At 71.3% G+C, this 18068-nt stretch carries 20 protein-coding genes; 14 read left to right on the forward strand and 6 right to left on the reverse strand.

Going from position 1 to position 18068, the window contains the following annotated elements:
• Positions 1 to 66: 66 nt before the first annotated feature.
• The 3 genes from HALOF300_RS11555 to HALOF300_RS11565 all read left to right on the forward strand — a co-directional run bounded on the left by HALOF300_RS11555 (position 67) and on the right by HALOF300_RS11565 (position 3142).
• The gene (locus HALOF300_RS11555; RefSeq protein ID WP_197522493.1) at positions 67 to 933 is read left to right on the forward strand and encodes a PspA/IM30 family protein; all 867 of its coding nucleotides are present in this window, start codon (positions 67 to 69) and stop codon (positions 931 to 933) included.
• Positions 934 to 1102: 169 nt separating this feature from the next.
• Entirely contained in the window at positions 1103 to 1681 is a 579-nt protein-coding gene (locus HALOF300_RS11560) for an NYN domain-containing protein (protein ID WP_154795588.1), read from the forward strand.
• 456 nt (positions 1682 to 2137) lie between these two features.
• Positions 2138 to 3142 carry a zinc metalloprotease gene (locus tag HALOF300_RS11565; protein WP_156741094.1) on the forward strand — a complete coding sequence of 335 codons (1005 nt, stop codon included), beginning with the start codon at positions 2138 to 2140 and terminating at the stop codon, positions 3140 to 3142.
• A gap of 954 nt (positions 3143 to 4096) precedes the next feature.
• On the opposite strand, the gene HALOF300_RS27525 is transcribed toward HALOF300_RS11565, so the two are convergent.
• Positions 4097 to 4267: a hypothetical protein gene (locus HALOF300_RS27525; RefSeq protein WP_197522494.1), complete on the reverse strand. Its 171-nt coding sequence runs from the start codon at positions 4265 to 4267 to the stop codon at positions 4097 to 4099.
• Between the two features lie 94 nt (positions 4268 to 4361).
• Between HALOF300_RS27525 and HALOF300_RS11570 the strand changes: the two genes are divergently transcribed.
• From HALOF300_RS11570 to HALOF300_RS11580, 3 genes are all read left to right on the forward strand, one after another.
• Entirely contained in the window at positions 4362 to 5027 is a 666-nt protein-coding gene (locus tag HALOF300_RS11570; RefSeq protein WP_197522495.1) for a class I SAM-dependent methyltransferase, read from the forward strand.
• Between the two features lie 127 nt (positions 5028 to 5154).
• Complete coding sequence (locus HALOF300_RS11575; protein ID WP_156741096.1) at positions 5155 to 5892, forward strand: response regulator transcription factor; 738 nt, start codon at positions 5155 to 5157, stop codon at positions 5890 to 5892.
• 1 nt (position 5893) lies between these two features.
• Complete coding sequence (locus tag HALOF300_RS11580; RefSeq protein WP_156741097.1) at positions 5894 to 7390, forward strand: sensor histidine kinase; 1497 nt, start codon at positions 5894 to 5896, stop codon at positions 7388 to 7390.
• Here the strand turns inward: HALOF300_RS11580 and HALOF300_RS11585 are convergent.
• From HALOF300_RS11585 to HALOF300_RS11600, 4 genes are read right to left on the reverse strand one after another with little or no spacing between them, the layout of a single operon-like run.
• On the reverse strand, positions 7322 to 8509 hold the full coding sequence (locus HALOF300_RS11585; RefSeq protein ID WP_156741098.1) for an ABC transporter ATP-binding protein: 1188 nt from the start codon (positions 8507 to 8509) through the stop codon (positions 7322 to 7324). The two genes, HALOF300_RS11580 and HALOF300_RS11585, sit on opposite strands and share 69 nt — an antisense overlap.
• Entirely contained in the window at positions 8506 to 9393 is an 888-nt protein-coding gene (locus HALOF300_RS11590) for an ABC transporter permease (protein ID WP_156741099.1), read from the reverse strand. The genes HALOF300_RS11585 and HALOF300_RS11590 overlap by 4 nt, the downstream gene beginning before the upstream one ends.
• Positions 9390 to 10208, reverse strand: coding sequence for a molybdate ABC transporter substrate-binding protein (modA, locus tag HALOF300_RS11595; RefSeq protein WP_156741100.1), 819 nt, complete (start codon positions 10206 to 10208; stop codon positions 9390 to 9392). Before modA ends, HALOF300_RS11590 begins: the two co-directional genes overlap by 4 nt.
• Positions 10205 to 10609, reverse strand: a complete 405-nt coding sequence (locus tag HALOF300_RS11600) for a TOBE domain-containing protein (protein WP_156741101.1) — start codon at positions 10607 to 10609, stop codon at positions 10205 to 10207. The genes modA and HALOF300_RS11600 overlap by 4 nt, the downstream gene beginning before the upstream one ends.
• Before the next feature lie 210 nt (positions 10610 to 10819).
• Here HALOF300_RS11600 and HALOF300_RS11605 point away from each other — a divergent pair, with 210 nt between their 5' ends.
• The 8 genes from HALOF300_RS11605 to HALOF300_RS11640 all read left to right on the forward strand — a co-directional run bounded on the left by HALOF300_RS11605 (position 10820) and on the right by HALOF300_RS11640 (position 17175).
• A complete protein-coding gene (locus tag HALOF300_RS11605) occupies positions 10820 to 11584 on the forward strand; it encodes an SDR family NAD(P)-dependent oxidoreductase (RefSeq protein ID WP_156741102.1) in 765 nt (254 codons plus the stop codon).
• A 186-nt stretch (positions 11585 to 11770) separates the two neighbouring features.
• On the forward strand, positions 11771 to 12949 hold the full coding sequence (locus HALOF300_RS11610) for a ThiF family adenylyltransferase (RefSeq protein WP_156741103.1): 1179 nt from the start codon (positions 11771 to 11773) through the stop codon (positions 12947 to 12949).
• Entirely contained in the window at positions 12934 to 14178 is a 1245-nt protein-coding gene (locus HALOF300_RS11615) for a molybdopterin molybdotransferase MoeA (RefSeq protein WP_156741104.1), read from the forward strand. The genes HALOF300_RS11610 and HALOF300_RS11615 overlap by 16 nt, the downstream gene beginning before the upstream one ends.
• Positions 14175 to 14651, forward strand: coding sequence for a cyclic pyranopterin monophosphate synthase MoaC (gene moaC, locus HALOF300_RS11620; RefSeq protein WP_154795598.1), 477 nt, complete (start codon positions 14175 to 14177; stop codon positions 14649 to 14651). Before HALOF300_RS11615 ends, moaC begins: the two co-directional genes overlap by 4 nt.
• Positions 14652 to 14657: 6 nt before the next feature.
• Positions 14658 to 15440 (forward strand): molybdenum cofactor guanylyltransferase, encoded by a 783-nt coding sequence (mobA, locus tag HALOF300_RS11625; protein WP_156741105.1) that lies wholly within the window; start codon positions 14658 to 14660, stop codon positions 15438 to 15440.
• Positions 15437 to 15724 (forward strand): DUF6457 domain-containing protein, encoded by a 288-nt coding sequence (locus tag HALOF300_RS11630; RefSeq protein WP_197522496.1) that lies wholly within the window; start codon positions 15437 to 15439, stop codon positions 15722 to 15724. Before mobA ends, HALOF300_RS11630 begins: the two co-directional genes overlap by 4 nt.
• Positions 15721 to 15957 (forward strand): MoaD/ThiS family protein, encoded by a 237-nt coding sequence (locus HALOF300_RS11635; protein ID WP_154795600.1) that lies wholly within the window; start codon positions 15721 to 15723, stop codon positions 15955 to 15957. Before HALOF300_RS11630 ends, HALOF300_RS11635 begins: the two co-directional genes overlap by 4 nt.
• 21 nt (positions 15958 to 15978) lie before the next feature.
• Entirely contained in the window at positions 15979 to 17175 is a 1197-nt protein-coding gene (locus HALOF300_RS11640; protein ID WP_156741106.1) for an acyltransferase family protein, read from the forward strand.
• On the opposite strand, the gene HALOF300_RS11645 is transcribed toward HALOF300_RS11640, so the two are convergent.
• Entirely contained in the window at positions 17155 to 17952 is a 798-nt protein-coding gene (locus HALOF300_RS11645) for a TetR/AcrR family transcriptional regulator (RefSeq protein WP_156741107.1), read from the reverse strand. The two genes, HALOF300_RS11640 and HALOF300_RS11645, sit on opposite strands and share 21 nt — an antisense overlap.
• Positions 17953 to 18068: the final 116 nt, after the last annotated feature.

The following is an 18068-nucleotide window of genomic DNA, read 5'->3' on the forward strand; positions in this document are numbered from 1 at the left end:
AACCCCTGACCAACGGCAGCACGACCCGTAGATTTGCCCGTAACACCCACCACGTCTTCGCAGACGATGAAAGGAAACACAGTGGCTGAGAAGCAGAGCATCCTCGGGCGCATCGCCCAGTTGACCCGCGCGAACATCAACTCGCTGATCGACCGCGCCGAGGACCCGGAGAAGATGCTGGACCAGCTGGTCCGGGACTACACGAACAACATCGCCGAGGCCGAGCAGGCTGTTGCTCAGACGATCGGCAACCTGCGCCTCGCCGAGCAGGACTACAACGAAGACGTCGCTGCCGTTCGGGACTGGGGCAACAAGGCCCTCGCCGCCTCGCAGAAGGCCGACCAGCTGCGCGGCTCCGGCGACAACGCCGCTGCCGACCGGTATGACAACCTGGCCAAGGTCGCCCTGCAGAAGCAGGTCGGTTTCGAGACCGAGGTCAAGCAGTCCGAGCCGATCCTGCGCTCGCAGAACGAGGTCGTCGACAAGCTCAAGCACGGTCTCGCCATCATGAAGGACAAGCTCGGCGAGCTCAAGATCAAGCGCGACCAGCTGGCCGCGCGGGCGAAGACCGCCGAGGCCCAGGCCAAGGTCCAGGACGCCGTCGCCTCGATCAACGTGCTCGACCCCACCAGCGAGCTGTCCCGGTACGAGGACAACATCCGCCGTCAGGAGGCCCTCGTGGCCGGCAAGGCGGAGATCGCGGCCTCCTCGCTCGACTCGCAGTTCGCCGAGCTGGAGATGACTGGTGACGCGCTCGAGGTCGACGCGCGGTTCGCGGCGCTGAAGGCCGGTGCGCTCGGGGCGGCCCCGGCCGCTCCGCAGATCACCGACGAGCCCAGCGGGTACCAGCCCTCGGCCACGGTCGGTGAGCAGGACTTCGCGGCGGCGCCCGCCGAAGACGGTCAGCCGAGCACCGACGAGCAGCGCTACTGAGGGCTGTGCAGGACCGCCCGGCGTAGGGCGGAACGAGTTGCGTGGGGGCGGCGCCCGGTCCGGGTGCCGCCCCCGCGTGGTCCCCACGGACCGCGGCGGCGGGCCGCGGACGCGCGCCGCGGATCGCGCAACCACGGCGGATCGCACCGCCGACCCATAGGGTGTGAGCATGCTCGAGACCCCGACGCCCGCCCCGCGACAGACCTACCTCCTCGTGGACGGCGAGAACATCGATGCCACCCTCGGGCTGAGCGTCCTGAACCACCGCCCCACGCCGGACGAGCGGCCCCGGTGGGACCGGATCACGGACTTCGCGAAGCAGGCCTGGGGGCAGCCCGTGACGGGTCTGTTCTTCCTGAACGCCACCTCCGGCCAGATGCCGATGAGTTTCATCCAGGCGCTGCTCGCGATGGGTTACCACCCGATCCCGCTCGCCGGCAGTGGCAGCGAGAAGGTTGTCGACATCGGTATCCAGCGCACCCTGGCGGCGCTGGAGGACCGCCAGGGCGACGTGCTGCTCGCCAGTCACGACGGCGACTTCGTGCCGCAGGTGGAACGACTGCTCGACGGCGATCGCCGGGTCGGCGTGTTGTGTTTCCGTGAGTTCGTCAGCGCCAAGCTGTCCGAACTGACCGACCGCGGCCTGAGCCTGTTCGACCTCGAGGACGACCTCGGCGCCTTCAACGCGCCGCTGCCGCGGGTGCGGATCATCCCGCTGGAGGCGTTCGACCCGCTGCGCTACCTGTAGCGCGCCGGTCGCTACATGGAGGGCGCCGGTCCGGAACAGCTCGCCACCACGAGCCGAGCTGCCAGTCGGTGAAGACCGCGCGGCCCGAGGCCCGGACCATATGGAATAGGTCGGGCAGGAACTTCTCGGCCAGGCCGGCGGCCCCGGTATGGTCCAGGAGGTGATCGGCCAGGACTCGAGCCGGTGCGGCACCTCACCCGGGTCTGCACCCGCATGCCGACGAGGCACAGCGTCAGGGACACGCCGAAGCCTCGGGCGAGCCAGAGCGGAACCCAGTCCGACGGCCACCATGACGGTCAATCGCCCCGGGGTGGACTGGGCTGCAACTTCGCGCCAGTTTGATACCTGCCGCATTGGGGTTGACACCCCGCCAGCTCACAGGTCACTGTTATCCCCACATTGGGGTGGCGAACATGGGGGGAGTTTGTGAGAGCATGGCGTTTCGCGATCGTGACCATGGCTACAGCACTTGTGGCAACCTTCGCCGCAGCCCCAGTTAATGCGGCGACTTCTCCTGACGGCGGCGAGGCGGATTGTCCGTCGTCTCTGAGCGTCGACGCGATAAGTCGCGGAGTGAATGCGATCGAGTGCAACCTCGTCGGCGCGGAGATACGCGTCGATGGACTTGGTCTCTATGTCCCGGAGCCCGGAACGGGCGTAAGCATGGAGGCCATAGGCGAGTTGGAGGCGATCCACTCGGAGGTCAGCACCTCTCCGGACGGAGTGCTTTCCGTCGAGGGTGACGGCCCAGATGTACTCCGACTTGCTGTCAACAGTGCCTTCGTCGATTCGTCGCTCGAGGACTCGCACGTGTCGGCCCAAACCGACACTCGTGAGCCCGATTACTCTCGCTGTCTGGAGAATTCGGCCACAGTCAACGCGAACTGGTTCATCGGGTATGTGGAGTACGAGTTGAACACGACGGAGAACTTGCCGCCAGGATTGAGCCCAGCGGCCTGGGAGGCACTGGCGTTGGAGTCAGCGGAGACTTGGTCAAACGGCCACAACTCGTGCGGGCTAAATTACACCCAGTTCGACTTGAACCTATTCCGCCTCCTGAACACGACGTCGAATTCTAACATCAACGCAGACACGAGTTGTGGGACAAATGACGGTCGGAGCATCGTAGACTTCGGACCTTTGGATGGGACTTGGCTCGGGTGGACCTGCACCTGGACAAACTGGGTTCCAGGAAGACCGTCCTACACAATCGTTGATGCGGATGTGCGCATCGATAGCACCCGAAGCAACTGGACGACAAGCCCAAACTCCTCGGGGTGCTCCGGCGACTACGACATTCAGGCACTGATGACTCACGAGTTCGGACACTTTATCGGTTTCGGCCATGTGTCGGAGTGGGGTGGCGCCGACCTCACTATGTCGCCTGAGTTGACCCCGTGCGACGGAAGCGCCAGATTGCTGGGACTGGGAGACCTGGCAGTCCTCTCGGAGACTTACTGATAGCCGTGACTCGCTCCCACCTCCAGAAGCCAGCCCAACGAGCACGGTGTGCGCTCGTTGTGCTGGCTGTGGTCCTGTTCATGGGTTCAGTCGCGGCGTGCCAAGGCGGCGTCTCGCCAGGCGGCGGCGAATCCGCTGTGGGCAATGGGAGCTGCGAGTCTGCCGTGATCACGGTCAGCCCCACGGAGGTGCGGGCCGGCGACGCGGTGACTATTTCTGGCGAAGCGTTCAACTTGCAGTGCCCGGACACAGATTCTGGCGCGAGCGAGTTCCCATCCGAAGTCACCGTAACGATAACGGCGTCATGGCCGGGAGGCCCGTCCGGCACGGATGAGGTCGTTTTGACCGAACTCCAAATAGGCGAAGACTCGCAAGGTTCCTTCAGCCTGGCAGTAGCAACACCGGAAGATTCCCCACCAGGCGAAGCCTTGCTTCGTGCAAGTTACCTTCCGGAGTTCGCAGGGCAGCCCTTGGAAGCAACTGGGAACTTGACCATCGTGCCCTAGTGGCGTGTCGCCCCTAATTTGATGGTTATCCTGCGCGCACCTCGGTCGAACGCTACGTCGTGTGGTGGGCCTTTCTGGTTGACACTCGACCAGAAGGAGTTGACGGTATGCCTCGTCCGAAGGAGTTCACGGTCACCCTGGAACTAGCCTCGATCTCCACGGTGAGTCAGTGGGGCATGATGGTGGGGTCGGCGTCGTTGCCTGTGGGTGATTGGGGCATCTTGGGTCCGACAGGCGCCCCGGGCGTGGCGCCGGTTCTATGGCCCGGGGTCTTGCGCGGAGGACGGGCCGGGTGCTCATCCAGGAACTGCGAGCGAGTTCGCGGCGCTTGGTGACGGCGTGGTTGACCACGTGAGCACGGCGGCGCTTCCTCGGCGCGATGCAGCAGTGCGCGGCGGCCGGTACGGACGAGGGTGGCCGGGATCGAGAACAGGCGCACCCGCAGGCTCTAGGGCTCCCACCGGCTGGCGGGATGGCGGCGTAGTGGGAGCATCTGCATCCACGCGGTCACGTCGGCGGCGAGGGCGACGACGGCGCACCAGGTCGAGCCTCCACCCATCTGGGCTTCGACGCTCTGGGTGACGAGGGCGTTTGCGGCGATGGTCCTCGCGCCGATCATCGAGACGACCTCCCGACCGCGGCTTCGCACCCAGTACGGCTCTCGCCCCAACCGATGCGCTACCCCTCGCCGGCTGCCGGGGCACACTGGTGACATGACTGACGGCGAGGACCCGCCCGGCTGCTGCTTCGACGACTGGGCGCGCTCGGAGTCGCGCCGCGCGCGGCGCGTGGGGGCCGACGGCGTCACGTCCGCCCTGCTCGACGGCCTCGCCCGGGTGGGGCTCACCGGCCGCTCCGTGCTCGACATCGGCGCCGGGGCAGGCACCCTCGTCGTCGGTGCCCTCGAGCGGGGCGCCGCCCGGGCCACCGGGTTCGACCTCGGACCCGGCGCCGTCGAGGCGGCGCGGGGACTTGCCGCGGAGCGCGGGTTCGCGGCGAAGGCACGGTTCGAGGTGGGCGACGGCTCCGTCGCCGACCTGCCGCCCAGCGACCTGGTCACCCTGAACCGCGTGATCTGCTGCTATCCGGACCCGGGCCCGCTGGTGGACCACACCGTGGCCGCGGCCGGCCGCGGCTACGCGTTCGTGCTGCCGCGCTCGACCGGTCCGATGGGCCTGATCAACCGCGCGGTGCTGCGGGTCGGCAACCTCTGGTTCCGGGCCCGGCCCGGGGTCTACGGCGGCTACCGGGCGTTCGTGCACGACGTCGGGCCGATCCATGACCGCCTGGTCGCGGCCGGGTTCCGCCGCGTGCATGCCGAGCACCTACGCCTGGTCTGGCAGTTGGCCGTCTACGCACGCGTCGAGGCGACGCACTGACGCGACCGGACCACCGCCGTCGGGCCCCGGCGTTTTCCCATCAGGTGCCTCGCGCCGGCCACCTTCCTTGGCGATCCCCCAGGCGGCTCCCAGGAAACTTCCAGACTTGCGCGTCACACTGGATGTCATGAGAACGAGCCAAGCCCCTGCGCCGGCCACGACCGCGACCACCGAGGCCCGCCTCCTGGTGGTCGACGACGAGCCGAACATCCGCGAACTGCTGTCCGCATCGCTGCGGTTCGCCGGCTTCGAGGTCGAGGTCGCCGCAGACGGGCAGCAGGCCATGCGCCGCGCCCTGGAGATGCAGCCGGACCTGATCGTCCTCGACGTCATGCTGCCGGACCTGGACGGCTTCACCGTGACCCGCCGCCTGCGCGAGCAGGGCGCGCACTTCCCGGTGCTGTTCCTGACCGCGCGCGACGACACCGCGGACAAGATCGCCGGCCTGACCGTCGGCGGTGACGACTACGTCACCAAGCCGTTCAGCCTCGACGAGGTGATCGCCCGGATCCGGGCGGTGCTGCGTCGCGCCCAGGCGACCGCTGCGCTCGAGGACTCGATGCTGCGCGTGGCCGACCTGGAGCTCGACGAGGACGCCCACGAGGTCCGCCGCGGCGGGCAGGAGATCGACCTGTCCCCCACCGAGTTCACGCTGCTGCGCTACCTGATGCTGAATGCGGGCCGGGTGCTGTCCAAGTCCCAGATCCTCGACCACGTGTGGGCCTACAACTGGGGCGGCGACGGCGCGATCGTCGAGTCCTACATCTCCTATCTGCGCCGCAAGATCGACGCTCCGTTCACCCCCGACTCGCCCGCCCTGATCCACACCAAGCGGGGCGTGGGCTACGTCCTGCGCGAGCCCTGACATGGCCCGGCAGTCCCGGCTGCCGCTGCGGCTCCGCCTGTCCCTGATCACCGCGGGGCTGCTCCTTGTCGCGCTGTCGGTCGCCTCGTTCGCCGCCTACACGCTGTTGCAGCGGTCCCTGATCAACCAGGTCGACGAGCAGCTCCGCACCGCCGGGGTGAACACCGCGAACCAGGTGCTCGACACACTGCAGTTCCGCGGTCCCAACGAGATGCTGCCGAGCGACTACTACCTGCGCATCATTCGCGACGATGATCCCGACCCGGTGGACATCCCGGCCACCACCGAGCAGGCGGTCCCGGATATGCCGGATCTTGACGGCGTGACCGGGGACGAGTGGGCGTTCGTGACGGTGCGCTCGGTCGAGTCCGGGCCGAGCTGGCGGGTCGCGGTCGCGCCGCTGGAGGACCAGACCGGCGCGGAGCAGGGTGCCATCGCGATCGCCCTGCCGCTCAGCTCCATGGACAAGACGCTCTCCTTGATGCGCCTGGTGATGGGCGGAGTCGGCGCCGGCGTCGTCATCATCGGCGCGGTCGCCGGGTACATCGCCGTGCAGCGCTCCCTGCGCGGCCTGCGCGACATCGAGAACACCGCCGCCGCGATCGCCGGCGGCGACCTGAGCCGACGGGTCCCCGCCCAGCCGACCACCACGGAGGTCGGCCGCCTCGGGGCGTCGTTCAACTCGATGGTCGCGAAGCTTGAGGCCTCGTTCGCGGCGCAGGCCGCCTCCGAGCAGCGGATGCGCAGGTTCGTCTCCGACGCCTCCCACGAGCTGCGCACGCCGCTGGCCTCGATCCGTGGTTACGGCGAGCTGTACCGGATGGGCGCGGTACCTCCCGAGGAGGTCGGCGCCACCATGAGCCGGATCGAGAACGAGTCCGTGCGGATGGGCAACCTCGTGGGCGACCTGCTTGCCCTCGCCCGCCTCGACGAGGGCCGCGAGCTGAAGCTGACCCGGGTGGACCTGACCGCCGTGGCGGCCGACTCCCTTGCCGACCTGCGCGCGCTGGATCCCAGCCGGGACGGCACGATGCTGGCCACCGGCCCGGTCTGGGTCGACGCCGATTCGGACCGGATCCGCCAGGTTGTCACGAACCTGATCGGAAACGTCGTGCAGCACACGCCCAAGGGCACCCCGGTGGAGATCGCGGTCCACACCGAGCCGCCGGCCCCCGGCCAGTCGCCCGGGGAGCCCGCCGCAGCCGTCATCGAGGTCCGTGACCACGGCCCCGGGATCCGCCCGGAGGACGGCGAGCGGGTCTTCGAACGCTTCTACCGGCCGGACTCCTCCCGGGCCCGCAACGCCGGCGGCGGCTCGGGCCTCGGCCTGGCCATCGTCGCCACGATCGTGGCCGCGCACGGCGGGACCGTGCGGCACCGGCCCACGCCGGGCGGCGGGACCACCATCGAGGTGCGCCTGCCGGTCAGGTCAAGCGGCGGGCGCCAGGTGGACGGCGGCCGGGTCGACTCGCGCCCACACGCGGCCTCCGGGTCGTAACCACTCCCCCTGCGCCTGCGCGGGTTCCAGGTCGGCGAGCAACTCCGGTGCCCCGGCGAGCCGGACCCGGACCCCGCCGGTGGCCGGCTCGAGCCACCGCACGGTCGCCTCGAACGCGTTCGGCCCATCGGGCCGGGCCTCGAAGAGTTCGACGGCGGACGGCCGGAACCGCACGACGCACGCCCCGCCGTCGGGCACGTCGGGCGCACCGCGCCCTGCGGGCGCGGCGGGCGCGCTCAATCGAGCGGTCGCATCGGGCTCGCCGGTCGGTGCGCCACCTCCGGCCGGGTCCGCCGCGGCTCGACCGCCCGCCACCTCCAGCACCCCCACCGCTGTACGCACGCCGGTGCCGTCGCGGTGACCGGCGAGCAGGTTCGTGCCCACCAGCGCGGCGGTGAACGCCGTCCGGGGCGCGCTGAGGACGTCCGCGCAGCGGCCCCGCTCCACGAGCGTGCCGTCACGCAGGACGGCGACGTGGTCGGCGAGCACCACGGCGTCGAGCACGTCGTGCGAGACCACCACTGCCGTGGTTCCGGTGCCCCGGACCTGCTCCGCGAGGAGCTGCCGGATCTGGGGGGCCGCGGTCGCGTCCAGCGCCGCGAGCGGCTCGTCCAGCAGCAGCACGGCGGGCTCGGCGGCCAGGGCCCGGGCGATCGCGACCCGCTGCTGCTGCCCGCCGGAGAGTGCACTCGGACGCCGGTCACCCACTCCGTCCAGGCCGACCTTGGTCAACCACTCACGGGCACGCTCGCGCGCCGGCCCGGCCCGCAGGCCCGCGCTGCGCAGGCCGAAGGCGACGTTCTCGGTGGCACTCAGGTGCGGGAACAGCAGCGGGTCCTGACCGAGCAGGCCGATGCCGCGGTGCTCGGGCGCGACCATGACGTCCGGCTCCGCGCCGCGCTGCCCGCGGCGGGTGAGAACCCGTTCCCCGACCCGCACCGTGCCGACGCTCGGGCGGACCAGGCCGGCCACAACGTGCAGGAACGTGGACTTGCCTGACGCGTTCGGGCCCACCACGGCCAGCACCTCCCCGGCCGATACGTCGAGCTCCACGTCCAGGGTGAAGTGGCCGCGTTCCACCCGGACGGCGGCCGCGACACCCGTGGCCGGCGCAGTCACCAGGCCTCCCGGCGGCGCCAGTCCCGCAGCGCGAGCAGGATCACCAGCGAGACCACGACCAGCAGCACCGCGAGCGCGAGCGCGGAGTCCCGGGTGACCCCGGCGCCGTTGAACGCCGTGTAGATCGCCATCGGCATGGTCTGGGTGACGCCCGGCTGGTTACCCGCGAAGAGTGCGGTGGCCCCGAACTCACCGACGGCGCGAGCGAAGGCGAGCACGGTGCCGGCGATCAGCCCGGGCATCACCAGCGGCAGTGTGATCCGCCGCAGCACCGTCCACCGGCCTGCGCCCAGGGTCGCCGCGACGAACTCGTACCGGGTGCCGGCCGTGCGCAGCGCGCCCTCGAGCGAGATCACCAGGAACGGCATCGCCACGAACGTCTGGGCCATCACCACGGCGACGGTGCTGAACGGGATCGTGATCCCGAACATCGTCAGGAACGAACCGAGGTAGCCGTTGACGCCGAACAGGTACAGCAGCGCCATGCCGCCCACGAGCGGAGGCAGCACCAGTGGCAGGGTGACGATGATCCGTAGCACCTCGGCCAGCCGGGCCGGTGCCCGGGCCGTGTACAGCGCGAGCGGTACCCCGAGGACGAGGCAGCAGACCATGGCGGCGAGCCCGGTCCGCAACGACAGGCTCAGCGCGGCCAGCGCCGCCGGGGAGGTGATCGCCGCGGGGAACGTGGCCCAGTCCACCCGCGGGAACAGGGCCGCGAGCGGCAGCAGCACGGCCGCGAGCCCGAGCACCGCGGGCACGACGAGCAGGACCGGCAGCGGGCGGGGCGCGGTGCCCCGCTCACCACGCGAGCGTGTTTGCGACGCCGCGACGGCCCAGCCGACCGGGGCCGGCGGGCCTGCGGAGTCGTCCGGGCCGGTGGTCATGGTGCGCCGAAGCCGTACTCCGCCAGCACCGCCTGACCCTCGTCCGAGAGGACGAACTCCACGAACAGCGCGGCGGCGGGCTGGGCGCCGTCGAGCTCGACGATCGGGTAGTCGTTCACGATGCCATCGGCGCCGGTCGGCACCACGGCCTCGAGCTCGTCGGACCGGGAGGCAACGTCCGTGCCGTACACGAGCCCCGCGCCCACGTCGCCGTTGACCACCCGCTCGGCCACCGCCGTCACGTTCTGCTCCTGACTGACCGGAGTCCCGTCGAAGCCCGCGACCTCGAACAGCTCGACGGTGGCGTCCCCGCAGGGCACCTCCGGCGCGCAGATCACGAACGTGGTGTCGTCGAGGTCGGGCAGGTCGGCGATGCCCTCCGGGTTACCGGTGGGGACCGCGATCACGAGGGTGTTCGTCGCGAACAGCTCCGGCGCTCTCGCGGCCAGGTCACCGGTCGTGATGCGCTGCATCGTCTCCTCATTCGCGGTCGCGAGCACGTCCGCGCTCGCGCCCTCCTCGAGCTGGGTGGCGAGGGTGGAGGAGCCGTCGTACACGGCCGGGGCAACCTCGACGTCCGGGTGCTGCTCGGCGAACGCGGCGAGCAGCTCGTCGAAGGACTCCTGCAGCGAGGCGGCGGCGAACACCGTCAGGGTGCCACCCACGTCTTCGGCCGTTTCGCTGGTCCCGGCGCCGGTCGGGTCCTCGTCGCCACCCCCGGAGGAACACGCCGCCAGTGCCAGGCCGGCTGCGGTCGCCCCGAGCAGGGCGATCAGACGACGGGGTCGGCGGCGGGTCGTGAGGGAACGGGTCATCGGTGGTGCCTCTCTGCCTCGACGATCACGGTGGTCGCCTTGACGACGGCCACGGCGGTGGATCCGACCTCGAGGCCGAGGTCCCGCACGGCCTCACTGGACATCAGCGAGACCACCCGGAACGGGCCGCACTGGAGCTCGACCTGGGCCATCACGGTGTCCGCGACGATCTTCGTGACGAGGCCGACGAACCGGTTCCGGGCGCTGCTCGCCGCGCCGGTGGGGTCCTCGGGCGCGTGCGCGAGCTCCGTCGCCCAGCGGGCCAGATCCACACCGGGGATCACCTGCCGGCCGGCGTCGTCGCGGGCGGCGGTCAGCGACCCGGATTCCACCCAGCGGCGCACGGTGTCCGCGCTCACGCCGAGCAGCCGGGCGGCCTCGCTGATCCGGTAATGCGTCATGCAGGGGAGCATATCAACGCATCTGCGGCTCTGATGTGCACTATCGATCGCACCTGCGCCTCACGGACCCGCGCCTCTCGACGGGACGCTCCCGCGCCCAGCGAGCGTCCGTGCACGGCTCGCTCGGCCGGAACGCGCCCGCTCGCCGCGGAGGGCGAGCCGTGGCCCGCCGCCGCCGTTCGCCACACCCAGTTGGTTACATTGAGGCACATGCGCATCACACCGAGCAGCGTTGCTCTGATCTCCGGCGCGGCGTCCGGCCTTGGCGAGGCGACCGCCCGCCGCCTCCTCGCCGACGGCGCCGCCGTCGTCCTGGCGGACCTGCCCACCTCTCGCGGCGCCGAGCTCGCAGACGAGCTCGGCCCGCGCGCCGCGTTCGCCCCCACGGACGTGCGCGACGAGGCCCAGGTGCGCGCCGCCGTCGCCAAGGCCGCCACGCTCGGCGAGCTGCGGGTCGCGGTGACCTGCGCCGGCGTCGCGACCCCTGGCCGCATCCTCGGCAGGAAGGGTCTGCTCCCGCTGGACGCCTACCGATCCGTCATCGAGATCAACCTCATCGGCACGTTCAACGTGCTGCGCCTGGCCGCGGAGGCGATGGCCGGCAACGACGAGGTCGACGGCGATCGCGGCGTCGTCGTGATGACGGCGTCGGTCGCCGCGTACGACGGGCAGGTGGGCCAGGCCGCGTATGCGTCATCGAAGGGTGGCGTGGTCGCGCTGACCCTCACCGCCGCTCGCGACCTCGCCGGCCTGGGCATCCGGGTAGTGACCATCGCCCCCGGGGTCATGGAGACGCCGATGATGGCGGGCCTGCCGGAGGAGACCCGCACGTCCCTTGAGGCGCTGGTGCCACACCCGTCCCGGCTCGGGCGCCCCGACGAGTACGCCGCCCTCGCCGCGCACATCGTGGACAACTCCCTGCTGAACGGCGAGGTCATCCGCCTCGACGGCGCCCTCCGGATGCCTCCGCGCTGAGCCGACAGGACAGACCTGCAGTGGTGTGATTGCGAGGCACCCAGAGCGTCGGAATCACACCACTCCCGCGAGCGAGAGCTCTGACGGTGACCAAGAGGGTTGTATCCGCTGGCTCACCCGCACCCGGCGGCCCAGGGACCCTGGCGCGGCGGCCGGAACCGCGCACGCACGGGATACGGTGGGACCATGCCGCTGCCGCCGCTCGTCGCCCCCGGTCCGCCGCTGACCCGCGCGGATTCCGAGCGGCTGGCCAGGCACCTGATGCTGCCCCAGGTCGGCGAGGACGGCCAGCGTCGGATCATGGCCGCGAAGGTGGCCGTGGTGGGCGCCGGCGGCCTCGGTTCCCCGGTGCTGCAGTACCTCGCCGCCGCGGGCGTGGGAACCATCGCGATCATCGACGACGACGTGGTGGAACGCTCGAACCTGCAACGCCAGGTCCTGCACACCGTGGCCGACCTCGGCCGCCGCAAGGTGGACTCGGCCGCGGAGAGGATCGCGGAGATCGCCCCGCAGGCGACCGTCATCAAGCAGGCCGTGCGCCTGGACGCCTACAACGCCGAACAGTTCCTCGCCGGGTACGACGTGGTGCTCGACGGCACCGACAACTTCACCACCCGCTACGCGGTCAATGACACCTGCGCCAGGCTCGGGATCCCGCTCGTCTGGGCCTCGATCTTCCAGTTCGACGCCCAGATCTCGGTGTTCTGGTCCCGTCCGCCCGCACCGGCCACCCCCGTGACGCTGCGCGACCTGTTCCCCCAGGCGCCGCCGGAGGGTTCGGTGCCGTCCTGCGCGGAGGCCGGGGTGCTCGGCGTGCTCTGCGGGCAGGTCGGCTCGGTGATGGCCGCGGAGGCCCTCAAGCTCATCGCGGGCTTCGGAGAGCCACTGCTCGGCCGGGTCCTGGTGGTCGACGCGCTCAACGCCCGCTGGAGCGAGATCCCGCTGCGCCCCGCCACCACGGCCGTCCGGATGCCGCCGGCCCCACCAGCGGCCCCTGCCCCCACGACCACCGCTCCAACCACACCCGCCCGCGCGAGACACGCGCCGCCGTCGGGACCCGGGCGGATCACGCCCGCCGAACTGAACCGTCGTCTCGAGGCGCGTCGCCACCGCCAGGACGACTTCGAGCTCGTCGACGTGCGCGACCCCGTCGAGTTCGCCCAGAACTCGATCCCGGGCGCACAGCTGATCCCGCTGTCGTTCGCCCTCACCGAGGCCGGGCGCACCGGCCTGGACGCCGGCACCGAGGTGATCCTGTACTGCAAGACCGGACCGCGGGCCGACCGTGCTGCGACCGCCTTCGAACGGGCCGGGTTCAGGACCACCGTGCTGGCCGGAGGGATCGACGCATGGGAGACCCGGTGAAGCGCTCGGTCGCCGAACATCAGCGGGCCGTGCTGGCCGCCCTCGAGCCGCTGCCCGCCCGCGCTGTGCCGCTCGGCGGGGCCGGCGGCGCGGTGCTCGCGGCGGACGTGCACTCCCGCACGCCGATCCCGCTCTTCGACAACTCCGCCATGGACGGCTACGCGGTGCGCCGCGCGGACCTCGTCGGCGCCGGACCCGACCGTCCGGTGACCCTGCCGGTGATCGCGGACCTGCCCGCCGGGACGAGCGAGCGACCCGACGTCGGGCCGGGCACCGTGGCCCGGATCATGACCGGCGCGCCGATGCCCCCGGGTGCCGACGCCGTGGTGCCCGTCGAGGACACCGACGCCGGCACCACCACCGTGACGATCACCGCCGAACCCGCCGAGGCGGCCCATGTCCGCCGTGCCGGGGATGACCTCGCGCCGGGCGAGTTGGTGTTGCGGGCCGGCACCCGGCTCACCGCCAGGCACCTCGCGGCCGCAGCCGGCGCCGGGCACGGCACGCTGACAGTTCACCCGCGGCCCCGCGTCGCCGTCATCTCGACCGGCACCGAGCTCGTGGACCCCGGCACCACGCCCGCCTGGGGACAGATCCCGGACTCGAACTCCTACCTGCTCGCCCAGTCCGTGACCGAGGCCGGCGGCACCCCCGTGCGGATCGGCGCCGTGCCCGACGACGAGGCCGAGTTCGCGAGACTCCTCGCCGAGGTCTCCCCCGACGTGGACGCGATCGTGCTCTCCGGCGGGGTGAGCGTGGGCGCCTTCGACGTGGTCAAGGCAGTGCTCGCGCCACTGCCGTCGATGTGGTTCGGGCCGCTCGCGATGCAGCCGGGCAAGCCACAGGGGTTCGGGCGCCTGGCCGACGGCACTGTCGTCTTCGCGCTCCCGGGAAACCCGGTGAGCGTGTACGTCTCGTTCGAGGTGTTCGTCCGCCCGGGCCTACGGCGCCTGGCCGGCGACGCCGACCCGCTGCCCGTCCTGGTCGACGGCATTGCCGAGGTGGGCTGGCGGTCGCCACCGGGGCGTGAGCAGTACATGCCGGTCGTGATCATGAGAGGCGGAGCCGGCGCGGACCGGATACTTCTGGTGCGCCCCTCCGCGCGGCGCGGGTCGGGCTCCCACCTGGTCGGTGGGCTCGCCGGGGCGGATGGGCTCGCCCGGGTGTCCGCGGACGTCGACGAGGTCCGGGCCGGGGACACGGTCGCCGTGCTGCGGGGGGCATCATGAGCGAGTTCACCCATCTCGACGGCGCCGGGCAGGCCCGGATGGTCGACGTCACCGAGAAGGTCCCGACCGTCCGCTCGGCCACGGCCGAGGCGCTCGTCGAGTGCGGGCCGCACGTGGTCGCCGCGCTCCGGGAGGACTCGGTGCCGAAGGGGGACGTGCTCGCCGTCGCCCGAGTCGCCGGGATCGCCGCCGCAAAGCGGACCCCGGAACTGCTGCCGCTCGCCCACGTGATCGGGGTGCACGGGGTGGTGGTCGAGGCCGAGATCGCCGACGACGGCGTGCACCTGCGCGCGACCGTCCGCACCGCCGACCGGACCGGGGTCGAGATGGAGGCCCTCACCGCGGTGAGCGTCGCGGCGTTGAACGTGGTGGACATGGTCAAGGGTCTGGACAAGTCGGTCACCATCACCGGCATCCGGCTCCTGGCAAAGACCGGTGGCAAGTCCGGGGACTGGCACCGGGACCGGGACTGACGAGCGATGAGTGCGGCGCCGGACGTCATCGTGCTCGCCGGCGGCCGCGCGGAACGCCTCGGCGGGACCAGCAAGCCGGATGTGCGGATCGGCGGGCGGACCCTGCTGGAGCGGGTGCTCGCGGCGGCAGCCGCGGGTGCCGCTGGGGTCCGTCCAGGCGGCCCGATCGAGGACGGGACCGGCACCACCCGGGACAGGTCCGAGAAGCCTCCGATCCGAGCGGTCGTGGTCGGGCCGCCCGCGCTGGCAGCCACCCCCGTGCCGCCCGGCCTCGAGGTGCGCGTCACGAGCGAGGACCCGCCGTTCGGCGGGCCGGTGGCCGGACTCGCAGCCGGACTGGCCGCGCTCGAGGACTGGACCTGCGGGGCCACGTTCGCGCACCCGGACTCGGCACCCGAGGCGCCCATCCTCGTGCTGGCCTGCGACCTACCCTTCGCAAGCACCGCCGTCGGCCCGCTTCTTGCGCGGTATGCGGCGCTGGCCCCCGACGAGGACGGCACGTGCGCGGAGCACGCGGGGCGCCTGCAGTGGCTGGCCGGCGTCTACCGGCGCGACTCGTTGCAGCGGGCCGTTGCCGAGCTCGCGACGGTCCGGGATGCCTCCGTGCGCGCCCTGATGGCGTCGCTGCGGCTGGTCGCCGCGCCCGGTCTCGACGCCCGGGACGTGGACACCTGGGGCGATGTCGCGTACGCGCGCGACGAGGCCGGAGAGCCGCGAACCGAGGACGGTCCGTGGCCGGCCGCCGATGTGGCAGAGTCTGCTCAACGGATGGGCGAGGAGGATCGATGAGTCGTGAACTGCCCCCGATCCAGGACTGGGTCGAGACATTGTCGGCAGAACTGGGCGTGGACCCCACCCTGGTCGACCTGCGTGCCCTGCTCGACATGACCAGGGACGTCGCCCACCACGTGGACCGCCCCGCCGCACCCGTGAGCGCGTTCATCGTGGGCCTCGCCGTCGGCGCGGGGGCGAGCCCCGAACAGGTCCGCGCCGCGTGCGCCCGAACGGCCGAACTCGCGATCGCGCGGGGTGGGGATCATCACTCCGACGGCGCAGCGGAGCGGAACCGATGACGCAGGTGCGCTACTTCGCCGCGGCCGCCGAAGCCGCTGGTCGGCACGGCGAGTCGCTCGCCGCGGCCACGGTCGGGGAACTGCGCGAGCTCATGGTCGCCCGGCACGGCGAGACGCTGGAGCGGGTGCTCTCCCGTTGTTCCCTCCTGGTCGACGGGGTAGCCTCCCCCGATGACGTTTTCCTGGATGACGACACCGTGGTGGACGTGCTCCCTCCCTTCGCCGGGGGCTGAGAACCTCGGAGGCTACGGCCGTTGAGGCCGGCCACCACAGCGACCACACCCCCGGCGCCCGCCGACGAGCCCGCGGCCACCGGATCCAGCATCAAGGGTCCTTCGGCCGCGCCGCGTCTGCGCGCCCTTGACGCGCTGCGCCTGCTCGCCGCGCTGACCGTGGTGCTGATGCACTTCACCACCCGGGACCACGGGCGGTGGGGTGACGGAGTGCTGCCGCACGAGCTCTTTCCCGGGCTGAGCGATGTGCTCCGATACGGCTACGTCGGGATGCACCTGTTCTTCGTGCTCAGCGGGTTCGTGATCCTGATGTCGGCGTGGGGGCGCACGACGGGGTCGTTCGTCGCCTCCCGGGTGAGCCGGCTGTACCCGGCGTTCTGGGTCGCCGTGCTGATCACCGGGACGCTGCGCTGGCTGTGGCCGACGTTCGACTCGCGGTCACCGGCCGAGGTGCTCGCGAACCTGACCATGCTCCACGAGCCGTTCGGCGTGGCCCATGTCGACGGCGTGTACTGGACGCTCTGGGTGGAGATGCAGTTCTACCTGCTCATGGCCGTCATGGTGGCGATCGGGCTGACCAGGCGCCGCGTGCTGTTCGTCGCGACGGCGCTACCGCTGGTGGGCACGGCGCTCACCCTGACCATGCCCGGGGCGACCGAGACCTTGACGTCACTGGGCTGGGCCTCGATGTTCGGCGCCGGAATGGTGATGTACGTGATCTACCGGGACGGCCACAGCGTGCGCCTGTGGGCTCTGGCCGCCCTGAACACGGCCCAGGGGGTGCTCATCGCCGCCGTGAAGCAGACCTCGGCGATCGAGGCGATCGCCTCCGGTGCCGAGGTGTCCCCGCTGATCCTCGCGCTGGCCGTCCTCGGCGCGGTTGCCGCGGTCGCGACGATCGCCTTCGTGCCGACGATCCGGAACCTGGACTGGCGCTGGCTGACCGCGGTGGGCACGCTCACGTACCCGCTGTACCTCACCCACGAGTACGTGGGCTGGGCGGTGATCGAGGCACTGCATCCGGCGCTCGGGAAGTGGCCCACCCTCATCGTCGCCGTCGGGACGTGTCTGGCCCTGGCGTGGCTGATCCACCGGTTCGTGGAGAAGCGATGGCACCGGCCGCTGCGACGGCGGCTGGAGGCGCTGTTGTCGCCGCCGAGGCAGGCCGTGGGTTCCCCACCGCGGCAGCCCGCGAGGTCAGTCCACCAGCCCCAGTGACCCGGTCAGCGCCTCGATCGCATGGGCGTACAGGGCGTCCGCCGGCTCGAAGCCGCCGTGGAAGTGGCCGCCGATCTCCAACGTGACGAACCCGATGACCTGCGCCAGGGCGGCGACCCCTGCGGCGAGGCGGACCGGGGTGATGTGCGGACCGAGCAGGGTCCCGGCCGCACGGAGCTGGGCGTTCAGGCCCGCATCGGCGACATCCCCGACCGGCTGGGCAGGGTCCGCTGCGGCCGGGGCCCGACGGTCAGCGTCCGCGACGTCCCTGGCTGGGTCGCCCGCGAGCGCCGCCGCTTCGAGCGGCCGGAAGAACGCGAGCATGACGCGTTCGGCGGGCACGGTCGTCTCCATCGGCGCGCGGTAGCCGGGCACGGGGGTGCCGTACAGCAGCGAGTACCGGTGCGGCTGGGCCAGCGCCCAGTCTCGCAGGGTCACGGCCGCGGCGGCCCACCGCTCGGCCTGGGCGGCCGGCGGGGCCGGCTCGGTCCGCGGTGCGGCCGGAGTGGCTTGCACCGGGGCGGCGAAGGTGGCGTCCGCGGCGTCGAGGGCATCGGCGAGGTCGGCGTAGGCGTCGATGATCAACGCTGTGAGCAACTCGTCACGGCTCGCGAAGTACCGGTACAACGCCGATGACACCATGCCTAGCTCGCGGGAGATCGCTCGCAGCGACAGTTCCCCGGCGCCCGCGTCGCCGAGCTGGCGCAGCGCCTCGTCCTTGATCTGCTGGGTGAGCTCCGCGCGTGCGAGCGCACGGGCCGTTCGTGGTGCTGCCATGTCGCGAGTCTGCCACATGCGAGATCGCTGCTCTTAAATGTGAGCATCGCTCTTGTTTTCGATTCGAGCATGATGCATGCTTGGCAGCAACAGAGAGCACCGCTCTCTATTCGAGA

The organism is Occultella aeris (assembly GCF_902703175.1).
Classification (GTDB): Bacteria; Actinomycetota; Actinomycetes; order Actinomycetales; family Beutenbergiaceae; genus Occultella; species Occultella aeris.